The sequence below is a fragment of the Paenibacillus sp. MMO-58 genome (genome assembly GCF_037146255.1).
Classification (GTDB): Bacteria; Bacillota; Bacilli; order Paenibacillales; family Paenibacillaceae; genus Pristimantibacillus.
This window is the reverse complement of the sequence record NZ_JBBCVY010000008.1, coordinates 207,392-225,946: the sequence shown is the minus strand read 5'-3', so window position 1 is coordinate 225,946 and position 18,555 is coordinate 207,392. Positions and strand designations below refer to the sequence as shown.

Sequence of the window (18,555 nt, the reverse complement as noted above, 5' to 3'; positions counted from 1 at the left end):
ATGGTTTATCGACCTTCTTCTCCCAGCCGTAGTAGAATTATTGACGGCATTTCTATTTTCATCCTCGGTGGTGCAGCGAACTAGTATTTTACCTCAAAAACCGGTAATACTATGAACTAGTATTTTAAAGGAGGAGAATATCATAGAATTCAATTCAGCACTTAGGATAGCAATTAATTACATGCAGACGAAAAATTACTCGTCGAAAGAACTTACTCACCATCTTGGGCATGTGGCCAATTCAATGTCGGTTGTTTGTGAGGCTGCTAGACAGCAAAAAATGGAGCTGTTCACTACCTTTGGTCCCTATTTAAAAACAATTGAGGATATCTGCAAAAGACCAAATCAGTTCATAAAATCAAGAGGAGAGGGAGCATTGCTTTCCGCTCTATCAGCTGTTTATTTTTTGTTTGAAAAAATCGATGGACTAAATAAAAACAGCCCTGATTTTCGAAGCTTGGTTGGGCCAGAAATTGGTGGGAAGTTTTCTGAACAGTTTACGGTTGCTCAAAATTTAGATCTGACAGAAAAATGCCTGCTTGCTACCTTATCCCGAACCTGGCTTGAAACGTTGTTCCTTGGTCTTAATTTTGAACATCAAAATCTTGCTTTGATGTCTCGTTTAGCGTTTAAAGAGTTACGAACTCAAGCAGATAAAGAATTTGCATCGTTTCGTTTAGGAGATATTGAAAAATTCCAAACCGTAGTATTAACTCCAATCATGTGTGTAGCACAAATCATTAATCAGATTTCCCCGGATAATAGTGAGGTTAGTATATCTGAGATAGTAAGGAAATTAAAGCTTGATGAAATGAAAGCACATGGGGTTATTGTTCGTAGTAGGATGTACGCAATTGGCACCCAACTATATGATGTCCCAGACAATTACATCCCAATTTTAGCTAAGTACGCCTAACGAGATAGTGGCGTATAGGGAGAAGAATAACTTTTAAACGGCTGCCTAGTGGTGATCCTAGTTATATTACTAAGCTAGACCGTGCCAAAGACGGTGTAGCATGCGATTAGAATTTAACACAAACAAACGGCAGCAAAATGGCTGCCGTTTGTTGTGCTTTGCTCTTATGCTTTCACATTTATGTCGTTTATGAACGCTCTTATGCTTTCACATTTATGTCGTTTATGAACTGACATTTGTTTGTGTCGTCATTATCGTCAGATGTCGGACGACAATGGTAGCAACCAGAGTAGAGGTAAGGGGACGATCTATTTTCACCTCTTCCCAGTATCCATAATAAAAAGTATTATGTCGTGAGTGAAAAGAGTTCACAAGACTGGAATATGAAGAAGTTCATTAAAGAATCCAGAAACCATAACTTTTTGCGGAAGTCCCGCATCGAGAGCGAACTTAGATACCCTGGTTGTCCACGTCGTAAATGATGGTGTGATATTCGGTTGCTACAAGACCTCAAGATGCTATAGGTCTTAATGCACCTGTGATTTTCTCATTAAACGGGCAGGAGAATTTTTTCGTTTCAACGAATACCTTAGATAACCAGCGAATAATTAAATTCACCAAACAACCCCTCTTAGAATATAGTTATTTGCCGTCATAAATAGTTGATTTGTTTATTGTTTGTTTGATGATAAAAGCCGAAATACGAATTTACTATTTCTTCTGAAGGGTGAAAATGAATGCCATACAGGTACTGGGTTTATGTGGGTGCAATTATTTTAATGACCTACATAATATACAAATATGTTACGAAGAAAGACTTTCAGATTCATAGAGTGCAATCCACTGTTATCATTTCATTGATTTTATCTATTGCTACATGTTTGATAATTAATTATGTAGGAATAAAACGTCATGGTTACGAAATGGGACACTTTTTCGAGAAACAAAATTACGAAAGACAATTTTATGTTTATGTCACAGAAGATTTAGATACTGCAAAAAGTTATAGATTAACAGCGGACATACGAAAGAATGAATTTGGTTACTTCTTTCTAAAGGCATATTGGCCGAATGGAGGAACTTTATCTTTTGGTGACCCTGTAAAATTTTACGGACGTACAAGCTTTCCCGTTGATGATAATGACAAAGAATGGAGAATTGAACTAACAGAATATCCAGTCTTTTCATCAAGTAATAACTCGTGAACGCAATACTGTTTCTTTGATAGTTCAATGAACCGCCTTATCACGAAGGCGGTTTTCTTATGTTCAAAATTTGAGATAATCGACGATCATACTGCCACATAGAGTTAATGTGCGAAGGAACGCCGCTGTAAATAAGAATCAATCAGCAACTCGATTATAGAAATAGGGGATTCATTTGGTGTAATGATCGAGTCGGCCGGCAATCTACCGAAAGGTACATAAAACAAAAACAGACCCTGTGACCAGGATGAAGTTGCCGGTACAATCGGCAGCTTCATTGCGTTAACACCGGGAAAATCAAGCATATTGATCAGGTTAGAAGCATGCTTCATCTCAACTGTTTAAATGGTGAAATTGAACTCCGCAGGAAATATACTGTGTGGAGTGGAGGCGCGGGAACTGGCTCGCTAGCATGTCACGGAGCTGTTGACAGACGCGCTGCGCGACATATTCACATTCTGGTTCGACTGGTCGGAATATCGCCCGGCACAGGAAAGTGAGTCCTGTATGTGCCGGCGGTTTAGGATATCTCTACGCATAACCAGTTCACAGCAGACCTCTTATTAGGGGTCTTTTTTTATATATTACTGACTAAGAGCCGTTATTGGGGAAATACTATAAAGTAGGAGAGTTTTCATACTCCTCTCTAAGCTAGTTTAGTATGAACATTTTAATGGTTTGGCAATTATTTAATAGTAATAGAAGCGGGGGCTAATTAATGAAAATAGGTGAAAACTACAGTGGGAAGAATATTGAACTAAGCTTGATAGACGAAATTACTTTGGGTAAAAAGTTTGGATTAGAGGAATTAAGGGCATTTATTGAATTTGCAAACGATAGTATTCGTCAAGAGCACGCTGATCCGGATTTCATGCCAAAGATTCTCGATTATAAGTTTATCAATAACATCGTGTGTATTATTCTGAGAGTAGTAACGGAGTATGGATGTTTTAATTTCATTGCTGCTCCATACTCTATTTATAGCGGTATCTATCCGAAACCTGAAAATCCCAACCAGCAGTATCATTATAGCTCCTATTACATGCCTCACGAGCTAGTTCGGATGTTCAATAAATGGATTGATCGTATTGAAGGACCTCTTCTTTTTCAACTTAAAGATAATTCAAAATAAACACGGTGAAAAAATCTCGTTTCTGGAAGAGGCAAGGGCTTATACGCCAACCAAAAATAGACAGGTTGGGAGTGTGCGCTAATCGAGTTCTCAAGCGACATCATCTTATACCGTTGGCGTTCGCATGTGGTTTCTGTTGGCTCCCAGGCGGCAGTTTCATTGCGTTTAACATGTAGACCAGGACAAACTAACATAAAAAATTCAAAAAATTAATTACAATACGGATATTATCACCTTAATAGGGGTCATACTGAATGATATAAGTTCATGGTAGAATCAATGGATCTATTGGATTAATTGGTATATTGATAACTCGTGAACTTAAGCAGCAGCCGGTCTGAAACTTCGGTGCTGCTTTTTTCTTGTGCTTGATAGTCGTCAAAAGAACACATGCTTTGTCGACAAGTTTCTGCAGCTGATCCAGCGCAAATAAGCTAGCGTTTATATTCTAATTTCAAAGGGCAAAATATTAAGGTGAATTATAACATTCAAAAGAGGAGGGAAATAGATTGGAGAAGGAATCTGTTTTAGAGTGGTTGATTGCTGATCGGGATTATGTAGCCAAATATAAGGATATAATCTTTCGTATACATCGAGATTACAAGTTTCATAAGCCTCGAGAATTTGTAGTTTACAAATTACAACATAGAAAAGAAAAAAATATAGATTACAAAGATCTTGGATATGAATTTTATATGGCTAGCCACAACGATTGGGAAAACCCTAGAAATGTGCTACGGTATAGCGTAGATGGAGAGTTTTGGACAGAAGTTGAAGAGTTAATAGAAAAAGTTGAAGAAATCTTGATAAACAATTTCTTAATTGAGGAAAATGATCATAAAGCCATGTAAATCTGAAGAGCCATCCCTGCAAAGTAGGCGAAGGCGACAGCTGGAGGAGGCTAGACAGGAACGGACCCTCTCGAAACGGATTGAAGACTGAGAAGGAGGCATTCACGGCGCCGGTGGCCGGCAGCACTGGATGAGAAGGTGATACGGACTAAGATAGGAGCGAGACGAAAGGGGTGCAGGCGCTCGAGGCGGACCGCGGCGGCGACTTCCGTCGCTCTGCTGCTCGGCATCCTCTGATGGCAGTATATTGTCCATAAAAATAGGAGGAGCACTCTCGAAATCGAGAGTGCTCTTTTTAAGTGATACGGAACACGTAGCTCCAAGCTTCTCGTTTGAGCATAACCGTTAACGGGATCTTGGTCTGACTACTGATGCGCCGCAGGCTGGATTGAATTGCTGCATACCTGGTGGGAGGAGGCAAGCCGCAAGAAAAGCGCCTGCGTATGACGGTGCGCCCCGGCAGGAACATTAGTAGTTACAGAACATCTGAAAAATATTAACTGTCTCCTTTTTCATTCTCAGGTGATACAATATGAGTAATCTCAAGGAATTAATAATGCTAAGGGGCCTACTAATGTCTTATGTTATAGACAAAGATACATATATTTTAGACGCGCTGATAGATATAGCTACCTATAGTAAGCGTCAAAAAAAAACACTTATGATCGTTGAGCTAAATTGCAAAAAGGGGAACACACCATCGCGCGTAATCGGAAATCGTTGGGTCATCTTTGATCCACCAGCCGATCAACCCGTGTTATGTGATGAAAATGAGGCCTTTAATGCTGTCGTTGATATTGCCGACTTTTCTGTGCACCACAATGTGCCACCGGCACTGATCAGATACTTTTGCCGCAAAGAGGAGCTGCTCTGCAAGTTTCATCATGGCCAGTGGCTCCTTATAAAAGAACAAACGTTACCTAAATTCGAAGGTCATATTGAACTCTTCGCTGCCTTCTATGAATATCGAGATGTAACGATTAACAGTCTAATCGAAATCGGAGAACCCTTTATCTCCATGAGTTTTGTGGAAGCAGTAGAGCGATTCATTGATGAAAAAGATATTCTTCTAAAAGCCAGGATGATTAATGCTATCCGACGTTCAAGTTCTAGTGATATCTCACTATCTGATGTGTTGAACATAAAAATTTTACAGTTACAGCGGATGCGTAACTTCGGTGAGAACTGCCATTTCGCTCTTTATCGATTGTTAGTAAGATTGCATAATGCTTCTAAAGGAAGATGTAGGGCAGCTGGATTGCGGCAATGACAACCGGAAAGCCATCGAAAAAGATAAATAGAATTAATAACTACATGGCCGGTGGCGGTGCTCGGTGGAATACACTGTCGGACGACAACAACATCTATACAATGGAAGTCGCATAAACTGCGGCTTTTTTATTTATTGTATAGAAGTTCTTGTCGTCAGCTCAAGACAAGAACTTCTATACATAGCCGTATTAAGACAAGAACTTCTATAGAGTCCCGTAATCCTTGAAGATGCACGATTTATTAAAGGGCAGCTAGTTCCAATATGTGGTACTATAGTACTATATGAATGAATAATTAATCGAGCTTTCCAAGCAGATTGTGCAAGAACGGAGGTAGTGTTGGATGGACTTTCACCTAGTCAGTGGCAGGTACACCCGAGATTCAGTACTGAAACGGTCGTTTAACTAGAATTATAAAATGCATACCTTTTATATACAGACTAAAGGGTAATGAAAAGTGGATATCACACAAAATGAGGAGATACTGGTCATGCAGAATAATTTTTGCATCAATTGCGGAGCCAAAATCGTACATAATTCCAATTTTTGCTTTAATTGCGGAACTCCTGTGGCATCTGTAAACACCAAGCAGATTGAAATTAATATGGAATCTGCAGTGGAATCTTCTGCAGTAACCGTTGATTCCATACCTGCTGTCGAGTTTCAAGTGCTTGGTCGAACGCTTTCTTTCTCTAGCGATCTGGTGGAATACAATAAATTAAGAACATTATTTTCTAATCATGCGAGCAAATCTAAATCCACCTTTTTTTCTTATTATCAATCAAATGTGAAATCGTTCAACGATCTGTTTGATAAAGCTATTCCTACATTTATAGAGATGGTAACTGTATCACTTAAATTTGGTGTTTCTGTATTGATTAAATATGATGTAGATTATGTCGATTTAGAGAAATTGGCGGATCTAGCAACCAATGAGATCGATATACTAAAATATATATCACACTTTATTGAAGCCTCAGATAAAATTGCAGCATATGCCGAGAATCTTAGCAGTTACAGGAACCTTTCCAGAGCAGAGCGGGGCAATTGGCAAGGTGGAGGCTTCGGACTTAGTGGGGCTATAAAAGGTGCTTTAACTGCAAGTGTTTTAAACGTAGGAACCGGAATGGTCAGGGGAATTGGTGACTCCTTAACGAATGCCGGTGATAGGGCGAAAATCGCCGGCATGAAAAATGATTTTTTTACCGATCATCAAACACTTGCTTTATTAACGGAAGGGGTACATGAATGTTGCTTCGGCGTATTCTATAGCGTGTGGCGAATACTAGAAGATGAACATCGAATACCTACTGTCGAATTCGAAATCGAAAAGTTGAACGCTAGGGCCAATAACCTGATCGCCCAGTACACAAATGATAAAACGCTATATAACAGAGTAATTGATGTGCTATGCGATTGTATTCGGAATTATCCATACTCGGTTTCCTATTTTTCGAATCTCTATTTCATTGCGAAGGACTCTAAAGAGGAGATTCTAGAAACAGCCAAGTATTTCGGATTGGAGACCGAGTACAAAGAAGCAATTTCCAACCTTAATCAGGTGGAATATATTCGACAACCGATTGATGAGGCAATCAGGAATGGTAATCTGGAGTACGTTTGGGCCGAAATCGAAAGTGGAAATAGTTACGCGGAGTATGGGATAGAAAAGTACTACGGCACTATTTGTCATGACTGTATCAAGACATACAACGTTCTTGAAATGACTAGCCTTCTTGGAGATGTTCAGAAGCGCGCTAATAGTGGAAATATCTATGCCCAATATCTGATGGCGAAAATGGAATGTGACATGTATGGAAGGGACAGGCGCAACCTTTCCAAAGAAACCGAGGCAGCAAAAGTTGTAATCGAAATTGCAGCTAAAGGAAATATATCCGCAATCGCTTTACAGGGATTTTGGGGGAGCCGTGGATACCATAACGCTACTAAAAGCGAAGACAGCGCGATTGCTTTGCTTGAGGAAGCAGCAAATCGTCAACACCCCACAGCTTTGGCCTGGCTCGGTTCGTATTATAGAACCGGCGAGCGTGGGCTTTCGCGAAATAAAGAGAAAGCGGGAATGATGTTGAAGTTGGCTGCGGCTTACGATCATCCGTATGGTAAAAAAGAGCTTGAAAAGTTCAACAGTGGATCTACAAGTTCCTGTTATATTACAACTGCAGTATGCGATTCTCTGGGCCGAGAAGACGATGGGTACGAACTTACCGCTTTTCGTTCATTTCGAGACAACTGGCTTGTCAATCAGGTGGATGGTGAGATCTTGATCAAGGAATATTATAGCGTTGCACCGGTTCTTGTTGACCATATCAATGCAAAGGTAGACAGAGATGCTATTTACAAGCGAATTTGGGACGAGTACCTGAAAGAATGTCTGATAGCAATCGAGAGCGGCTATAATCAGCGCTGTAAAGAAATCTATTGCCGAATGGTAAACAATTTGAAAACTCAATATCTTTAGGTTCTCCTATCACTTTAATCCGAACTATTTAATATATGACTTTAATTACATCGAAACATAGAGACAGTATCCAATGATGCTGTCTCTTTTTAAATTTTTAGATGCAATTATAGAAATGAGAACGAAAAAGATTCCGTTTTTGTATAGAAGTTCTTCTCGTCCGAAATACACTGATCACAAGAAGAAGAATATGGCAGTAGAAAGTATCAATCTATTAAACTTTCAACAAAATGTCCGTTTTGTAGAATGATTGACGAGAACAAATGTTTTGGTATAGACTTGTACTATATAAATATTTCCACATAATAAATACTGGAGGAGTTCTTAATGAACTGGGACCTAGCGGTTTTTAGAGCAAAATGCCAAGCAAATAATCTTCCTACTGAACGGTTAGATGAACTAATTGATACTCTAGTAAAGATCAAGAAAAGAACTAATCATCATGGTCAGTTAAGTATAGATCGTTGGGATGAACAATTCCAAGGCAACGAGTTTGACTTTCTTTCTGATGAAGCCGACCAGTTAGAATTTGAAGCTGAGACTAACTTTATCGCTGCTTTACAAGCAATTCATCCAATTGCAGATATCATGGGACAAATAATAAATTTAACAGTGTTAAATTCACATTTTGCTGTACATGATGCTTCGTTATATAAAGTAAAAACTAAACTAACTAACTTGAACAATCCTCAACATGCAGCGATAATTTCTGCTGTCGATACGTTGTATACTTCAAATGAATTTATGTTTATAGATGCATTTGTAAATACAATAAAACATAGAAATCTAATTGAATCATATCATTATGCTGAATACGGTACAGATACAGAAAATCGGAACGGTTTAAGAACTGAACAATTTGAATATAAACAAAATACGTATTCGCCCATTTGGGTAGATACAGTGATTAATAATTACTTTAGCACTGTATTTGATAATGCAATCAACATCGGAAACGCTATCAATAGTTATTTATAATAAAGGCTATCCCCTTCTCCTCTATATGGTTTGTCCACTTGTGTAAGATTATAATTAACATCATTAAATAAAATCCACTTTTTGTTGAAAGATGAATTGAGGTGTGATGTATGGCAAGAATTCTTCAACGTGAAATTGATCAGATAAAAGTAAATGAAAAATTGCCTTTGTTCCCCTGGTACGTGGCAAATTTTATTAACAATAAAGAAGGCACTCTCTCGCCCTCTTCTCTACTTGGGTATCTATCTGACTATGAAATCTTTTTCTCTTGGTTAATTAGCGAACAACTCACTGCTGCGACTTTAATGAAAGATATCCCTCTTTCTGATCTTGAAGTTCTTAGCATAGATGATGCATCAAATTTTCCTAGATTTTTAAGACGCACCACCAAAGTTAAAAAAGGTAACAACGATTCGACGGTAAACCGTAAGCTCTCCTCGCTGAAATCACTATTTAATTATTTGCAAAACAAGGCAGAAGACAGTGAAAAACGTCCTCTATTACAAAGAAATGTGATGGCTAAAATTGATTTGAATCGGCTTAGTCAGGACATTGAAACAAAGGCCGCAATTATCGAACACAAGATACTTAGTGATGAGGAACAAATAGAGGACTTCCGGAGCTTTGTAGCCGGCGGATATTCCAAGATTCCCGATTTATCAAAAAAACAATTAAGTTGGTATGAAGATAACAAAGAACGTGATCTTGCTATCGTAAGCCTGATATTAAGTTCGGGACTTCGCGTTAGTGAGGTTGTATCAATTACCCTTGATTCTTTTAATTGGGATACTAGACGAATTCTTATACGGCGGAAAGGAAATAAAGAACAGTCTCTTCCTTTCTCAGAAAGAGCAAAGATGGATCTTCGTGCTTACTTAGAAGTGAGAGTATCGAGGTATAAACCTTCAAATAATGAGAGCACCTTCTTTCTTACAAAAGGGGGACGGCCTATTTCCAAAAATGCTATCCAAAAGATGATCATGCGGTATGCTGATTACTATGGTAAGCCCTTAACAGTACATAAACTCAGACATACATTTGCTACGCGCTTCTATAGAGAGGAGAAAGATCATCTTCAACTGCAGAAATTACTAGGTCATTCCGATCCTAAAACTACTGTAATTTACACACATGTTGGTCAGAGAGCACTGGATGAAGCAGTCGATAGGGTAGATAAGTAATAGGGGGAAGTTTTAGAATGACCTTTACAAATTCATCAGTATAGTTACCCTTTTAGGAGTCATTGGTACATTTATTACAGCAATTGTCGGGGTTAATAAGTATCTTTTTGAAAAAAATAGAGACATATATCTTCGTCGATTAAATGAAGTGTATGCCCCCTTATATGGTCTATTACTAAAACAAGAAAAGCTACGTGAAATACTAATGCCAGGAGTAACAAAGGAGCATGCACCAATTCTGACAATTGTAAAAGTCAAAAGTAAACAGACAATTGACATCGGAACTGGAAAAATAACAAATCATGAAGAATCTGAAGAGATCGGCATACTTGATAGAAGAGCTTTCCTAAATGTATTGAACAATACTAATCGGGGTCTAGCCTCTCCTGAGTTGTTAAGAAGGCTTAATGAGTATGAAACACTGATTTATCTCGAAGAATCATCGGTACATGATGAAAAATGGGAAAAAGCAACCACAGACAAAGTTCGTATAGAGAATTTATTAATTCGAGAGATATTACATGGATACAAGCGTCTTGTAATGAAATTAGATATAGAAGATAACCACTCAATCACGATGCTTGATGAATATTATAATTAATGAATTAGTCGCCGGATCTTTACTGCTTAGCTTAAAATCCCAATCTAGTAAAGTCCAAAAACGGTTCCCCTACTTATAGGGAAAGCGTTTTTGGACTTTTTTAGGTAGAGTGCTAATTCTCGGTCCCTACCTCGAGCCAGGATGTATTTAAAAAATGCATCATTTAGTTTTTCCAATGGCGTCCCTTGTATAGCAGCTTGTTGTCCGATGACAAGAACTTCTATACAAAAACGACAAGAACTTCTATACATGCTTCCTCTTCAAACCGGCTTGAAATTAACATAACTTCCAATGGTTAACTATTTAACGCTTAATAGTAAAACTGGCAGCGGATCTCTGATCTGCTGCCGGCTTGTTGTATTAAACTTCTTTTGGTTCATTTATTTTGTCTTATTCACCTACTATGCCGTCACCATGCCGAAAAATTGTTTCAGCAGCCGTTCTCTAGTGTAAAATCCGCTTTAATCTTTCTGGATGTTAATCTCTGCCCCTCTATCGTTTATTAAATTAGCGCCCCCCTTTGGAGCCATTGTCCAAGTTGTCCAGACAGTCTTCGTTTTACCTTTAGTAAAGTAATTCGCAGTGCTTTGTGGCCAATTCTCTATGCCGGCAGATTTAACAAAGTCAGCATCATTAATTTTGTTAAAGTAAAGAAGAGTTGACTTTAATCCTGCAGCATACATCAGTACGCTTGGTTTATCGGTAAGGGAAGTAAAGTCCAGTTGTATATATGTGATGTATCTGCCTTTTTGCCAGTCGGCAATCTTCAGAGGAAACAACGATGAATAAATGCCACTTAATTTATTTGAGGTTGCATCTACTAAGATGAATCTCTTGATCTTGACTGTAGCTGATTTATTAGACAGGGTAATAGGAGTGTTAATAATATCAGCAAAGGTTGTTTTTGTGTTGTATTTATATCCCGTTAGACTAACTAAATTAGAACCGGTTTTCCCTACCTCTCTGAGCTCGTTAAGATCTTTGTAGGAATTAGCATTTTTTCCTTCCACATTCATGTATCGAAGAATAATAGCAGCTACCTCTGCCCTAGTTGTTGTACTCTTTGGTTTCAATGATCCATCTTCAAAACCAGTAATAATCCCTGTGCCACGAACTAACGCAATATATGGGACTTTATCAATGCTAATCTCACCTCGCGTTGCTTCAGGTGTTGGTAATAGAGTATTTTTAGTATCATTAAGGGCTTCCTTAAAAGAGTCATTGGACTTCATAAGGCCATTAGAAAGCCATTTCATTTCTTCATAACGTGTAAGTTTAGTGTTTGGGCTAAATCCGTTTGGATAGTCGTTCGGATTAATGAAACCCTGAGCTACCAATTGGGTTACTGCAGAATCTGCCCAGTTTCCTTTCATATCAGGAAACGGATTTTCCCCTGTTACCTTCTGGAGTTTTGTAGATCGACTAAGAATTGCAGCAAATTCAGCACGCGTAATTTGTCTGTCTGGCCTGAATGTACCGTCTGCATATCCTGTAATTAATTTCATTTCATTTGCTTTCGCAATAACGCTCTCAGCCCAATGCCCTTTTATATCTTTAAAGCTAGTAGTGACAGATGTAACGAGATTATTCGTATTATCAACGACGGGTTCTACTCTCTCTGCTTCTGCTTTAGGTGTGTTAGGGATAATGATGCCGGATAAAAGAGTTGCGATTACCATAGTCGAGATCAATATTTTTTGCATGTCTTATCTTCTCCTCTTCAAATCTGCTTAAATTGCTAAACCAATGACGGAGCTTTTATTCAACCTCACGCCGCCAGTTCCATAATAGTTACGAGCGATCGTCATGCAGCGACAGGAGCCGGCTGTTCCAGCTAGAGAACTCGGCGATGAACTGTTCCCACCGCTTGCCCTTCTTTAATTGCATGGTTGTGGGATCTTTTTGTTTGTTCTATGCTTCTTTAATTTCGCCTCGTAATAAGTAATCCATGATTGAAGATCCATTTTTTCAAGCTCCTGAAAACCAAGTCTTAAGTCATATAAGGGCGATTTATAATTCTTGAAGAAGCTCCTCTTAATCATTTTCAGGTTCCAAAAACTATTTTCAATAAAGGCGGATAAGAATGCTGCTTTAAATTTTTCTGATTTTGATTCAATTATAGTTAATTGTAATTGAAGTTCTATTACAACCTTAAAGTGCTCTCTAAGCTTATAAGAGGTTGCATTTATGTACATCGGTCTTGGCCACTCAGGGAACTTACCTTCCTTAATCGAAAGTAATGTATTTAGAAAATCGATTAAAAAGATCAATACCTTTTCTCTATCTGATGAAATGCTTCTTAACAGCTTAAGACCTGACATTTGGTCCAAGTGAACCCTAAGATTAGTGTATATCTGGTTCGTTTCCTTATTTCTATAATCGTAACGGATAATTCTGCCTAATACTCCGACTTTTCTTTCTGACTTCTTTTTCGTTATTGCAAGCCATAACATCGAAATTACAGCAACAATAAACAAGCCAATGGCACAGAGCTGTGATACAAGAAATATCCGATTCGTAATAAAATAGCTTAAAATAAATCTTGCAATTAAAATGGCATAAATAAGTACAACTGAATAAATAGCTACATTGAGAATCTTTCCTCTAGCATACGTTAAATTGAGTCGTTTGTTATTAATCTCCACTTTTTCATCCCCCTAACAAAAAGGCACTAGAAAACAATAATTCATTATAAGTTCATCTTCTATTAACATCGGTTATTATTCCAGATCAGATTAATCCATTAATCAAGGAAATAATCTTTATGTATGACTTCTTGGGAATTAACAACAATTGTCAGGGGTAATTGAGCTATAATCCCGTCGGCCAGCTTTACTGGTTAACTATTTGGCCCCCGGGTTTGTATAAAACTTCATGTCAGACAAGTACTTCTATACAAAAAAACAAACAAAAAAAGCCGCAGTTTATGCGACTTCCGTTGTATAGATCTGGTTGCTTTAAGCTAGGCTATCTATTCTCGCCAATCCTCGATTGGTCGGCCATATTCGACCCTACAATGTTTACATGCGTAAATTGTGCGCATAAGACCTTTTGATTTCATTTCAAATAGAATTTCGTTTATATTATTAGAGCAATACTTTGGATGAGCTGTAGTAACAGGTCGATCTTGATTAGCAGCTGGTGGTACATTCAGTGATTGACACCCCGCTGCAACATGGATTAGGTTTCTATAGCTCTTCGAGTGGGGGTTAAAAGTGTTGATGTTCAAGATAAATCCTTCAGGATTTTCATTTTTCCATTTCAGGTAATCAGGTATCTGATCCTCGTCTTCATAAACTTTCATGTCTCCTACTTTATTCAATGTATATCACCTCCACAGGGTTTTCATCTAATTAGTACCGCTAAGAACCTACATAATCAGGATCTACTTGACTAACCGAAATTACTGATTTTATTCATGATCCCCGTAGACTTCATAATTAGGAATCTTAGCAAACTTATTGGTCCATCTTATCCCAGACACTTCCGGCATCAACTGATTATATAACCCCCAATTTAGAATGTGAACATTATGTAAATTCTCATGCGGAACGGTTTGCAGACTCATGGAGTTATATGCTGGTTTGTGAGAATAAATTAGCAACCTTTCTGAAAGATCAATTTCTGTTATCCATGACTCCATTGCAGGAGTAGCACTACCAGCTAAACGGCCTATGTAAAATGTATTACCTTCGTAATTATTCGTGTTAATCCACTCTTCTTGAAGAAGCCTCTTGCCAAACGTTTGCTTGCCTGTTTTTCCGATGTAAAGTAAAACTTCCTTACCATAAACAGGGTGATACCCGTAAACCTGATAAATACCCCTATCTGTTTTTGGATCGTTTAACATCTGCAATTGACTGTGCTTATAAGGCCCATCCCAGTCAATGTGAATGATCTTTTGCTCAGAAAACATAGTAAGATTTCCCTCTCTCCTTAAAATTATAGAACTTGATCCCAATGCCGATACTCTTGATCAACTTTACTTCTCGACTCACCGTAACCTTTACCCCCTGCCTGCCCTCCTAGGATGGACTCTTAGGAAGCCGGTAAAGGAGCAGGTGTGGCTGCAGCGACGACAAACTGCTCCAGTTGCAGGGGCTATAAAACAGCTCGTAAACTATGCTCTTTAACTTGGTTCTATCCAATCCCCATCGGCATTATAATTCATGCAAACGGAGAAGCCCGCAGCATTCCAGTACGTGTCGAAGACAGGACGGAGCAAACGAGCCAACTCAGCATCATTCGTGGGGAAGTTTTCCATCATAAGTTCTGGAAGAAGTAAATCATCTTTGTCGATTTGATTATGGCCCATATTAAACCTATTAATGAGATTCCCTTGTATTGTTAAGGTGAAGTCCCTAACGCCAAGTAAACTCACCATAATTACGAACGGAGGTTGTACACCTAAGTTAGACAATGCGATAAGATATTTTGACGTTTGGTTAATGATCTCTTTTTCGAAGGCTACAGGATAAATGACCCGCTTCTCCCTCTCTACCCTTAAGAAGTAACCGTTCTCGACCGCTTCGATCATGCCCTGACGTGTCAGTTGCGTATAGGTGTGAGGATGAGCATCTCCGGGCCATTTCGCGAAGGTGATAAAACCGTCAAAGTTGTATTTGAAGTTGAGGTTGTCCGTAAGCATCGGCCACAACTGGTTAGTCTGCGCTTTGAAGGTAGACACGTCTAACAATCCGTTACCTAATGCACTGAACGGAACCAGGTGGAGTGCAATCGCTCTTTGAGCGTCGCTAAGCGTCATATAGCCATCATTGGCTTTTATTTTAGCAATACGAGAGAGGCGCAGGTCTCTTAATCTCTCAGAGATACCCATTGTGGAGAGGAATGCTGAACGAATCTCGGTAATATCCATCGGATGTTTGCCGGCCGAGTTTCGGGTGTAAAAGCGCGTTGTACCGCCCATACTTGCCATGTGCGGTGAGTTAAGACTGTTCGGTATCCGAATAATAAACACGGAATTCTCCGTAGATGGAAGCGGGATCGCCCGAATCTGAATGCCATAAATACGCGGTTGCACGTTAGAGCGAATGATCTCTTCTACCTGCCGGATAAGTTGGTCTGCATTGTCGATGTGTACACCAACCACGTTGGCCGGCTTTCCTGCAACTTCTGAAATCCCATAGATGAGTTCTCCCCCGCCTCCATTGGCGAAAGCTGAAACATCATAAATGAATTCGCGCTTATCGTCACTGGCTTGAAGATTCGGCAGCGTCTCTTTGTAATCAAGGACACGGCTCTCGAGCACCTGATTGCTTACCAGGTTCTTAAAATCCTGCTCTGTAATTTGGTCAATTGGCTTCGTTAATAACGACAATGTAATCGCCTCCTATTATCTCTTACTTAATTTGAATATCTCCATGTGCTACTCGAACAGTCAAGTAAATCCCAAAAGACACCGTGATGACGTTACACACAAAAGCCGCCAACCGAAACCCGGCAGCGGCATTCATTTAGGCAATTGCAAACAGACACCAAGAAATTGAAACATAAACCCGATTGTAATCATTTTGATCCCTAAACTCGAAACGCGTTTCCTTTTTCTTAATTGAATTGCTGGCAAATATTCTTCACCCTGTATTTTATAAATAATTTCTTCTCCATACGAAGCCGTTCCAAAATTCAATTGATCATCCGGCGTCCCCTTCCACATGAGTATACCGCCGGCAAACGAAATTATTGTCCCTAGGATATTACAACTCCACCCAGTCCACTCCAGCCACTTCAAGTTAAGTCACCTCGATTTCTTTAAAAATAATACGAAAAATCCATCTATTGGTTTCACTCTACCATTCTCCGTTACTGAAGCAACAAAGGTGAATGAAGTTGAACCTGCATAATGAACCGAACAAATAAACACCTTCAAAGTTTATCTCTCACATCTTTCGATGCAGTAGTTCCTTTGAAGGTGTTTGAATGTGCCTCATACTGCCAGTTCAGATCATAGGTAAGGCATAGGAAGTCTTCCTTTCAATTCTTCCAAAACCTCCTTGTAGAAGTACACGGCCTCGTGGAACTCTTTAAATGCTGCCAAATCGCGATCATTAAATGCGTGAATTCCATTCCGCCGCTGTTGTATAGTCTGAATTTTTTTATCGTACTCGTCCTCTTTACCGGGTTCCCATATCTTTTTTTTGAAAAATGAACGCAACCGATCGAACGATGCGTCACCTGGTACCTGGGTCTGGTTTCTAATTTTAATGACTTCGGAGTCTACCATGTAATCTTTCAAATAGACGGTTAGGAAAAACTTCAACGTATTCTCCGTAAGCGCGCCGAGGTTTGCCCATGCCAAAATGAGCGCGCCATCGTATTCAAGATCATCTTCATCCGGAATCTGAATCCATTTTTTCAGAGTATGCGATAAGGAAAGCTGTCGATCCAACCGGGCTTTACTTAACGCTTCTGCTGCGATCTCCGGCGCCCACCCCTGGGCATTAGACCAAAAGGCTTGAATGTCGCCATTGTGATAGATGATGATATCAATAACCTCTGATAGCGTCAGCTCTCGTCGGGAGCTCCCTAGTAATACTTCGATACCCATGTCGTGTCCTCCTTGGTGTCCTCTTTGCTGAATCATCTCCGATTTGTGAGCGTAAAGCCACTGCAGCGGGATTGTCTGCATTGTCACTCAGTGACGGAATGCCTTTCAGTAAGTATTTAAGCTGCCGATCGTACCGGCAGCTTACCTATAAGATAAAATTTTCGATTTAGATGAAAGGTAATATCCTTATCGCCCAGCCATCTTATAGCTTCTGGAAACTTTGACGTAAGCAGATTCACTGATACTTTCTCTCCAATGTTTCCAAGCATAGACCAAATTCGTTTTCTAATAACTACCAAATTTCGGTTCCTTCTGCTGGAGTCCTTTTTCGATCATTTGAATATCTTTCTCTGCTTCTTCGAGCTCAAGTTCATCCAGACCGGAATGCTGGATATTTTGCTTCAGAAATTGAACGAGTTGCTGCAGTTCATCGATCGGTGGTGTTAAGGTTCCTTGTTGATTCGATTGCGAAATCGTGCTGCCATTGCTTCCGACTTGCAGCGCAGCGTTATGTCCATAGTTTGAAACGTTATAATTATTGGTCACACTATGCGTTGTGTTTGCTGGTGGTGGATCAGGTGTTGGTGTTAAAGCTTTTATACCTTCAGAGGTAATCGTAATTGTATCTATAGTTATGGCTTTAATTAATTTTTCATTGAGTAGTTGATTGATGACTCTATCTGTATCAGGGTCTAACAATCCCAGGTTTCGGCCCAAAACGTATATATTCGGAATATGCTCAGGATTGCCCTCTACTTGATCTTGTACATACTGCAGGAATCTCATTTGAACTTCTCTTTGAGTGCTCACCGTTAAAACTCCTCCGATTTCATGGGCATATATCTCATGAGGAAGTTCCCAAGCCTTACTTGTTATGGAAATCTCACAAGGCAACGCACTATTGAATCCTTCAATATACTCTGCTCGCTGTAAACCTCTCAATACAGCCATTATGCCAGTAACATTGTGAGCATAAAACAAAGCGGTGTCTTCTTGTTGTATCTTAATCAAGCTACCGAATGTACTGCTGACTGCAACGAGGTTAAGCGCAGAAAGCTGTAAAATATCTTGTTGGGCCGGAAAAGCTTTTTCAAGCTGTTCCTTTGTGCGAACTGGCTCTAAAAGTGCATTTAGGTAAGTTGAGATCGTAATTCTTCTGACATTCTTATTAGCATGAAGAGAAAACCGCTTAATGTAAGCAGCTGATTTATATGCTAATTCCGAAGGCATGCCTGCTTTACTTAATGGGTAATTAAAGCTTGCCTGATGGAAAATACTATAACTCCCACACCAGTTACAATCGATGTGAAAAATAAGAGATTCACGCCAAGATTCTTCGGGTTGGCTACCGCATAGATAACATAAAGGCAAATACC

General features: G+C 39.3%; 18 protein-coding genes. 10 read left to right on the top strand and 8 right to left on the bottom strand.

The genetic code is table 11. The features are described 5' to 3' along the window. Positions 1-181: 181 nt before the first annotated feature. From WFJ73_RS23080 to WFJ73_RS23040, 10 genes are all read left to right on the top strand, one after another. The gene (locus WFJ73_RS23080) at positions 182-916 is read left to right on the top strand and encodes a hypothetical protein (RefSeq protein WP_336775311.1); all 735 of its coding nucleotides are present in this window, start codon (positions 182-184) and stop codon (positions 914-916) included. Between the two features lie 14 nt (positions 917-930). Next, positions 931-1,026, top strand: a complete 96-nt coding sequence (locus tag WFJ73_RS33455; RefSeq protein ID WP_442955989.1) for an excalibur calcium-binding domain-containing protein — start codon at positions 931-933, stop codon at positions 1,024-1,026. A gap of 627 nt (positions 1,027-1,653) precedes the next feature. Continuing rightward, positions 1,654-2,121 (top strand): hypothetical protein, encoded by a 468-nt coding sequence (locus tag WFJ73_RS23075; RefSeq protein ID WP_336775310.1) that lies wholly within the window; start codon positions 1,654-1,656, stop codon positions 2,119-2,121. Positions 2,122-2,839: 718 nt separating this feature from the next. Continuing rightward, entirely contained in the window at positions 2,840-3,253 is a 414-nt protein-coding gene (locus tag WFJ73_RS23070) for a hypothetical protein (protein WP_336775309.1), read from the top strand. Positions 3,254-3,762: 509 nt separating this feature from the next. Next, on the top strand, positions 3,763-4,104 hold the full coding sequence (locus WFJ73_RS23065) for a hypothetical protein (RefSeq protein ID WP_336775308.1): 342 nt from the start codon (positions 3,763-3,765) through the stop codon (positions 4,102-4,104). Between the two features lie 574 nt (positions 4,105-4,678). Further along, the gene (locus WFJ73_RS23060; protein ID WP_336775307.1) at positions 4,679-5,374 is read left to right on the top strand and encodes a hypothetical protein; all 696 of its coding nucleotides are present in this window, start codon (positions 4,679-4,681) and stop codon (positions 5,372-5,374) included. Positions 5,375-5,865: 491 nt separating this feature from the next. Then, the gene (locus WFJ73_RS23055; RefSeq protein ID WP_336775306.1) at positions 5,866-7,854 is read left to right on the top strand and encodes a CFI-box-CTERM domain-containing protein; all 1,989 of its coding nucleotides are present in this window, start codon (positions 5,866-5,868) and stop codon (positions 7,852-7,854) included. Between the two features lie 327 nt (positions 7,855-8,181). Beyond that, on the top strand, positions 8,182-8,832 hold the full coding sequence (locus WFJ73_RS23050; RefSeq protein ID WP_336775305.1) for a hypothetical protein: 651 nt from the start codon (positions 8,182-8,184) through the stop codon (positions 8,830-8,832). A gap of 110 nt (positions 8,833-8,942) precedes the next feature. Then, positions 8,943-10,013, top strand: coding sequence for a tyrosine recombinase XerS (xerS, locus tag WFJ73_RS23045; protein WP_336775304.1), 1,071 nt, complete (start codon positions 8,943-8,945; stop codon positions 10,011-10,013). A 205-nt stretch (positions 10,014-10,218) separates the two neighbouring features. After that, complete coding sequence (locus WFJ73_RS23040) at positions 10,219-10,614, top strand: hypothetical protein (protein ID WP_336775303.1); 396 nt, start codon at positions 10,219-10,221, stop codon at positions 10,612-10,614. 461 nt (positions 10,615-11,075) lie between these two features. Here the strand turns inward: WFJ73_RS23040 and WFJ73_RS23035 are convergent, their stop codons facing one another. The 8 genes from WFJ73_RS23035 to WFJ73_RS23000 all read right to left on the bottom strand — a co-directional run bounded on the left by WFJ73_RS23035 (position 11,076) and on the right by WFJ73_RS23000 (position 18,550). Then, on the bottom strand, positions 11,076-12,317 hold the full coding sequence (locus WFJ73_RS23035) for an S-layer homology domain-containing protein (RefSeq protein ID WP_336775302.1): 1,242 nt from the start codon (positions 12,315-12,317) through the stop codon (positions 11,076-11,078). Between the two features lie 174 nt (positions 12,318-12,491). Then, the gene (locus WFJ73_RS23030; RefSeq protein WP_336775301.1) at positions 12,492-13,259 is read right to left on the bottom strand and encodes a hypothetical protein; all 768 of its coding nucleotides are present in this window, start codon (positions 13,257-13,259) and stop codon (positions 12,492-12,494) included. A gap of 326 nt (positions 13,260-13,585) precedes the next feature. After that, complete coding sequence (locus WFJ73_RS23025; RefSeq protein ID WP_336775300.1) at positions 13,586-13,936, bottom strand: hypothetical protein; 351 nt, start codon at positions 13,934-13,936, stop codon at positions 13,586-13,588. 90 nt (positions 13,937-14,026) lie between these two features. Beyond that, the gene (locus tag WFJ73_RS23020; RefSeq protein ID WP_336775299.1) at positions 14,027-14,530 is read right to left on the bottom strand and encodes a hypothetical protein; all 504 of its coding nucleotides are present in this window, start codon (positions 14,528-14,530) and stop codon (positions 14,027-14,029) included. A 213-nt stretch (positions 14,531-14,743) separates the two neighbouring features. Beyond that, positions 14,744-15,952, bottom strand: a complete 1,209-nt coding sequence (locus WFJ73_RS23015) for an AlbA family DNA-binding domain-containing protein (protein ID WP_336775298.1) — start codon at positions 15,950-15,952, stop codon at positions 14,744-14,746. A gap of 132 nt (positions 15,953-16,084) precedes the next feature. Continuing rightward, the gene (locus tag WFJ73_RS23010; RefSeq protein ID WP_336775297.1) at positions 16,085-16,363 is read right to left on the bottom strand and encodes a hypothetical protein; all 279 of its coding nucleotides are present in this window, start codon (positions 16,361-16,363) and stop codon (positions 16,085-16,087) included. A gap of 213 nt (positions 16,364-16,576) precedes the next feature. After that, complete coding sequence (locus tag WFJ73_RS23005) at positions 16,577-17,179, bottom strand: hypothetical protein (protein WP_336775296.1); 603 nt, start codon at positions 17,177-17,179, stop codon at positions 16,577-16,579. 285 nt (positions 17,180-17,464) lie between these two features. Continuing rightward, complete coding sequence (locus WFJ73_RS23000) at positions 17,465-18,550, bottom strand: hypothetical protein (RefSeq protein WP_336775295.1); 1,086 nt, start codon at positions 18,548-18,550, stop codon at positions 17,465-17,467. Positions 18,551-18,555: the final 5 nt, after the last annotated feature.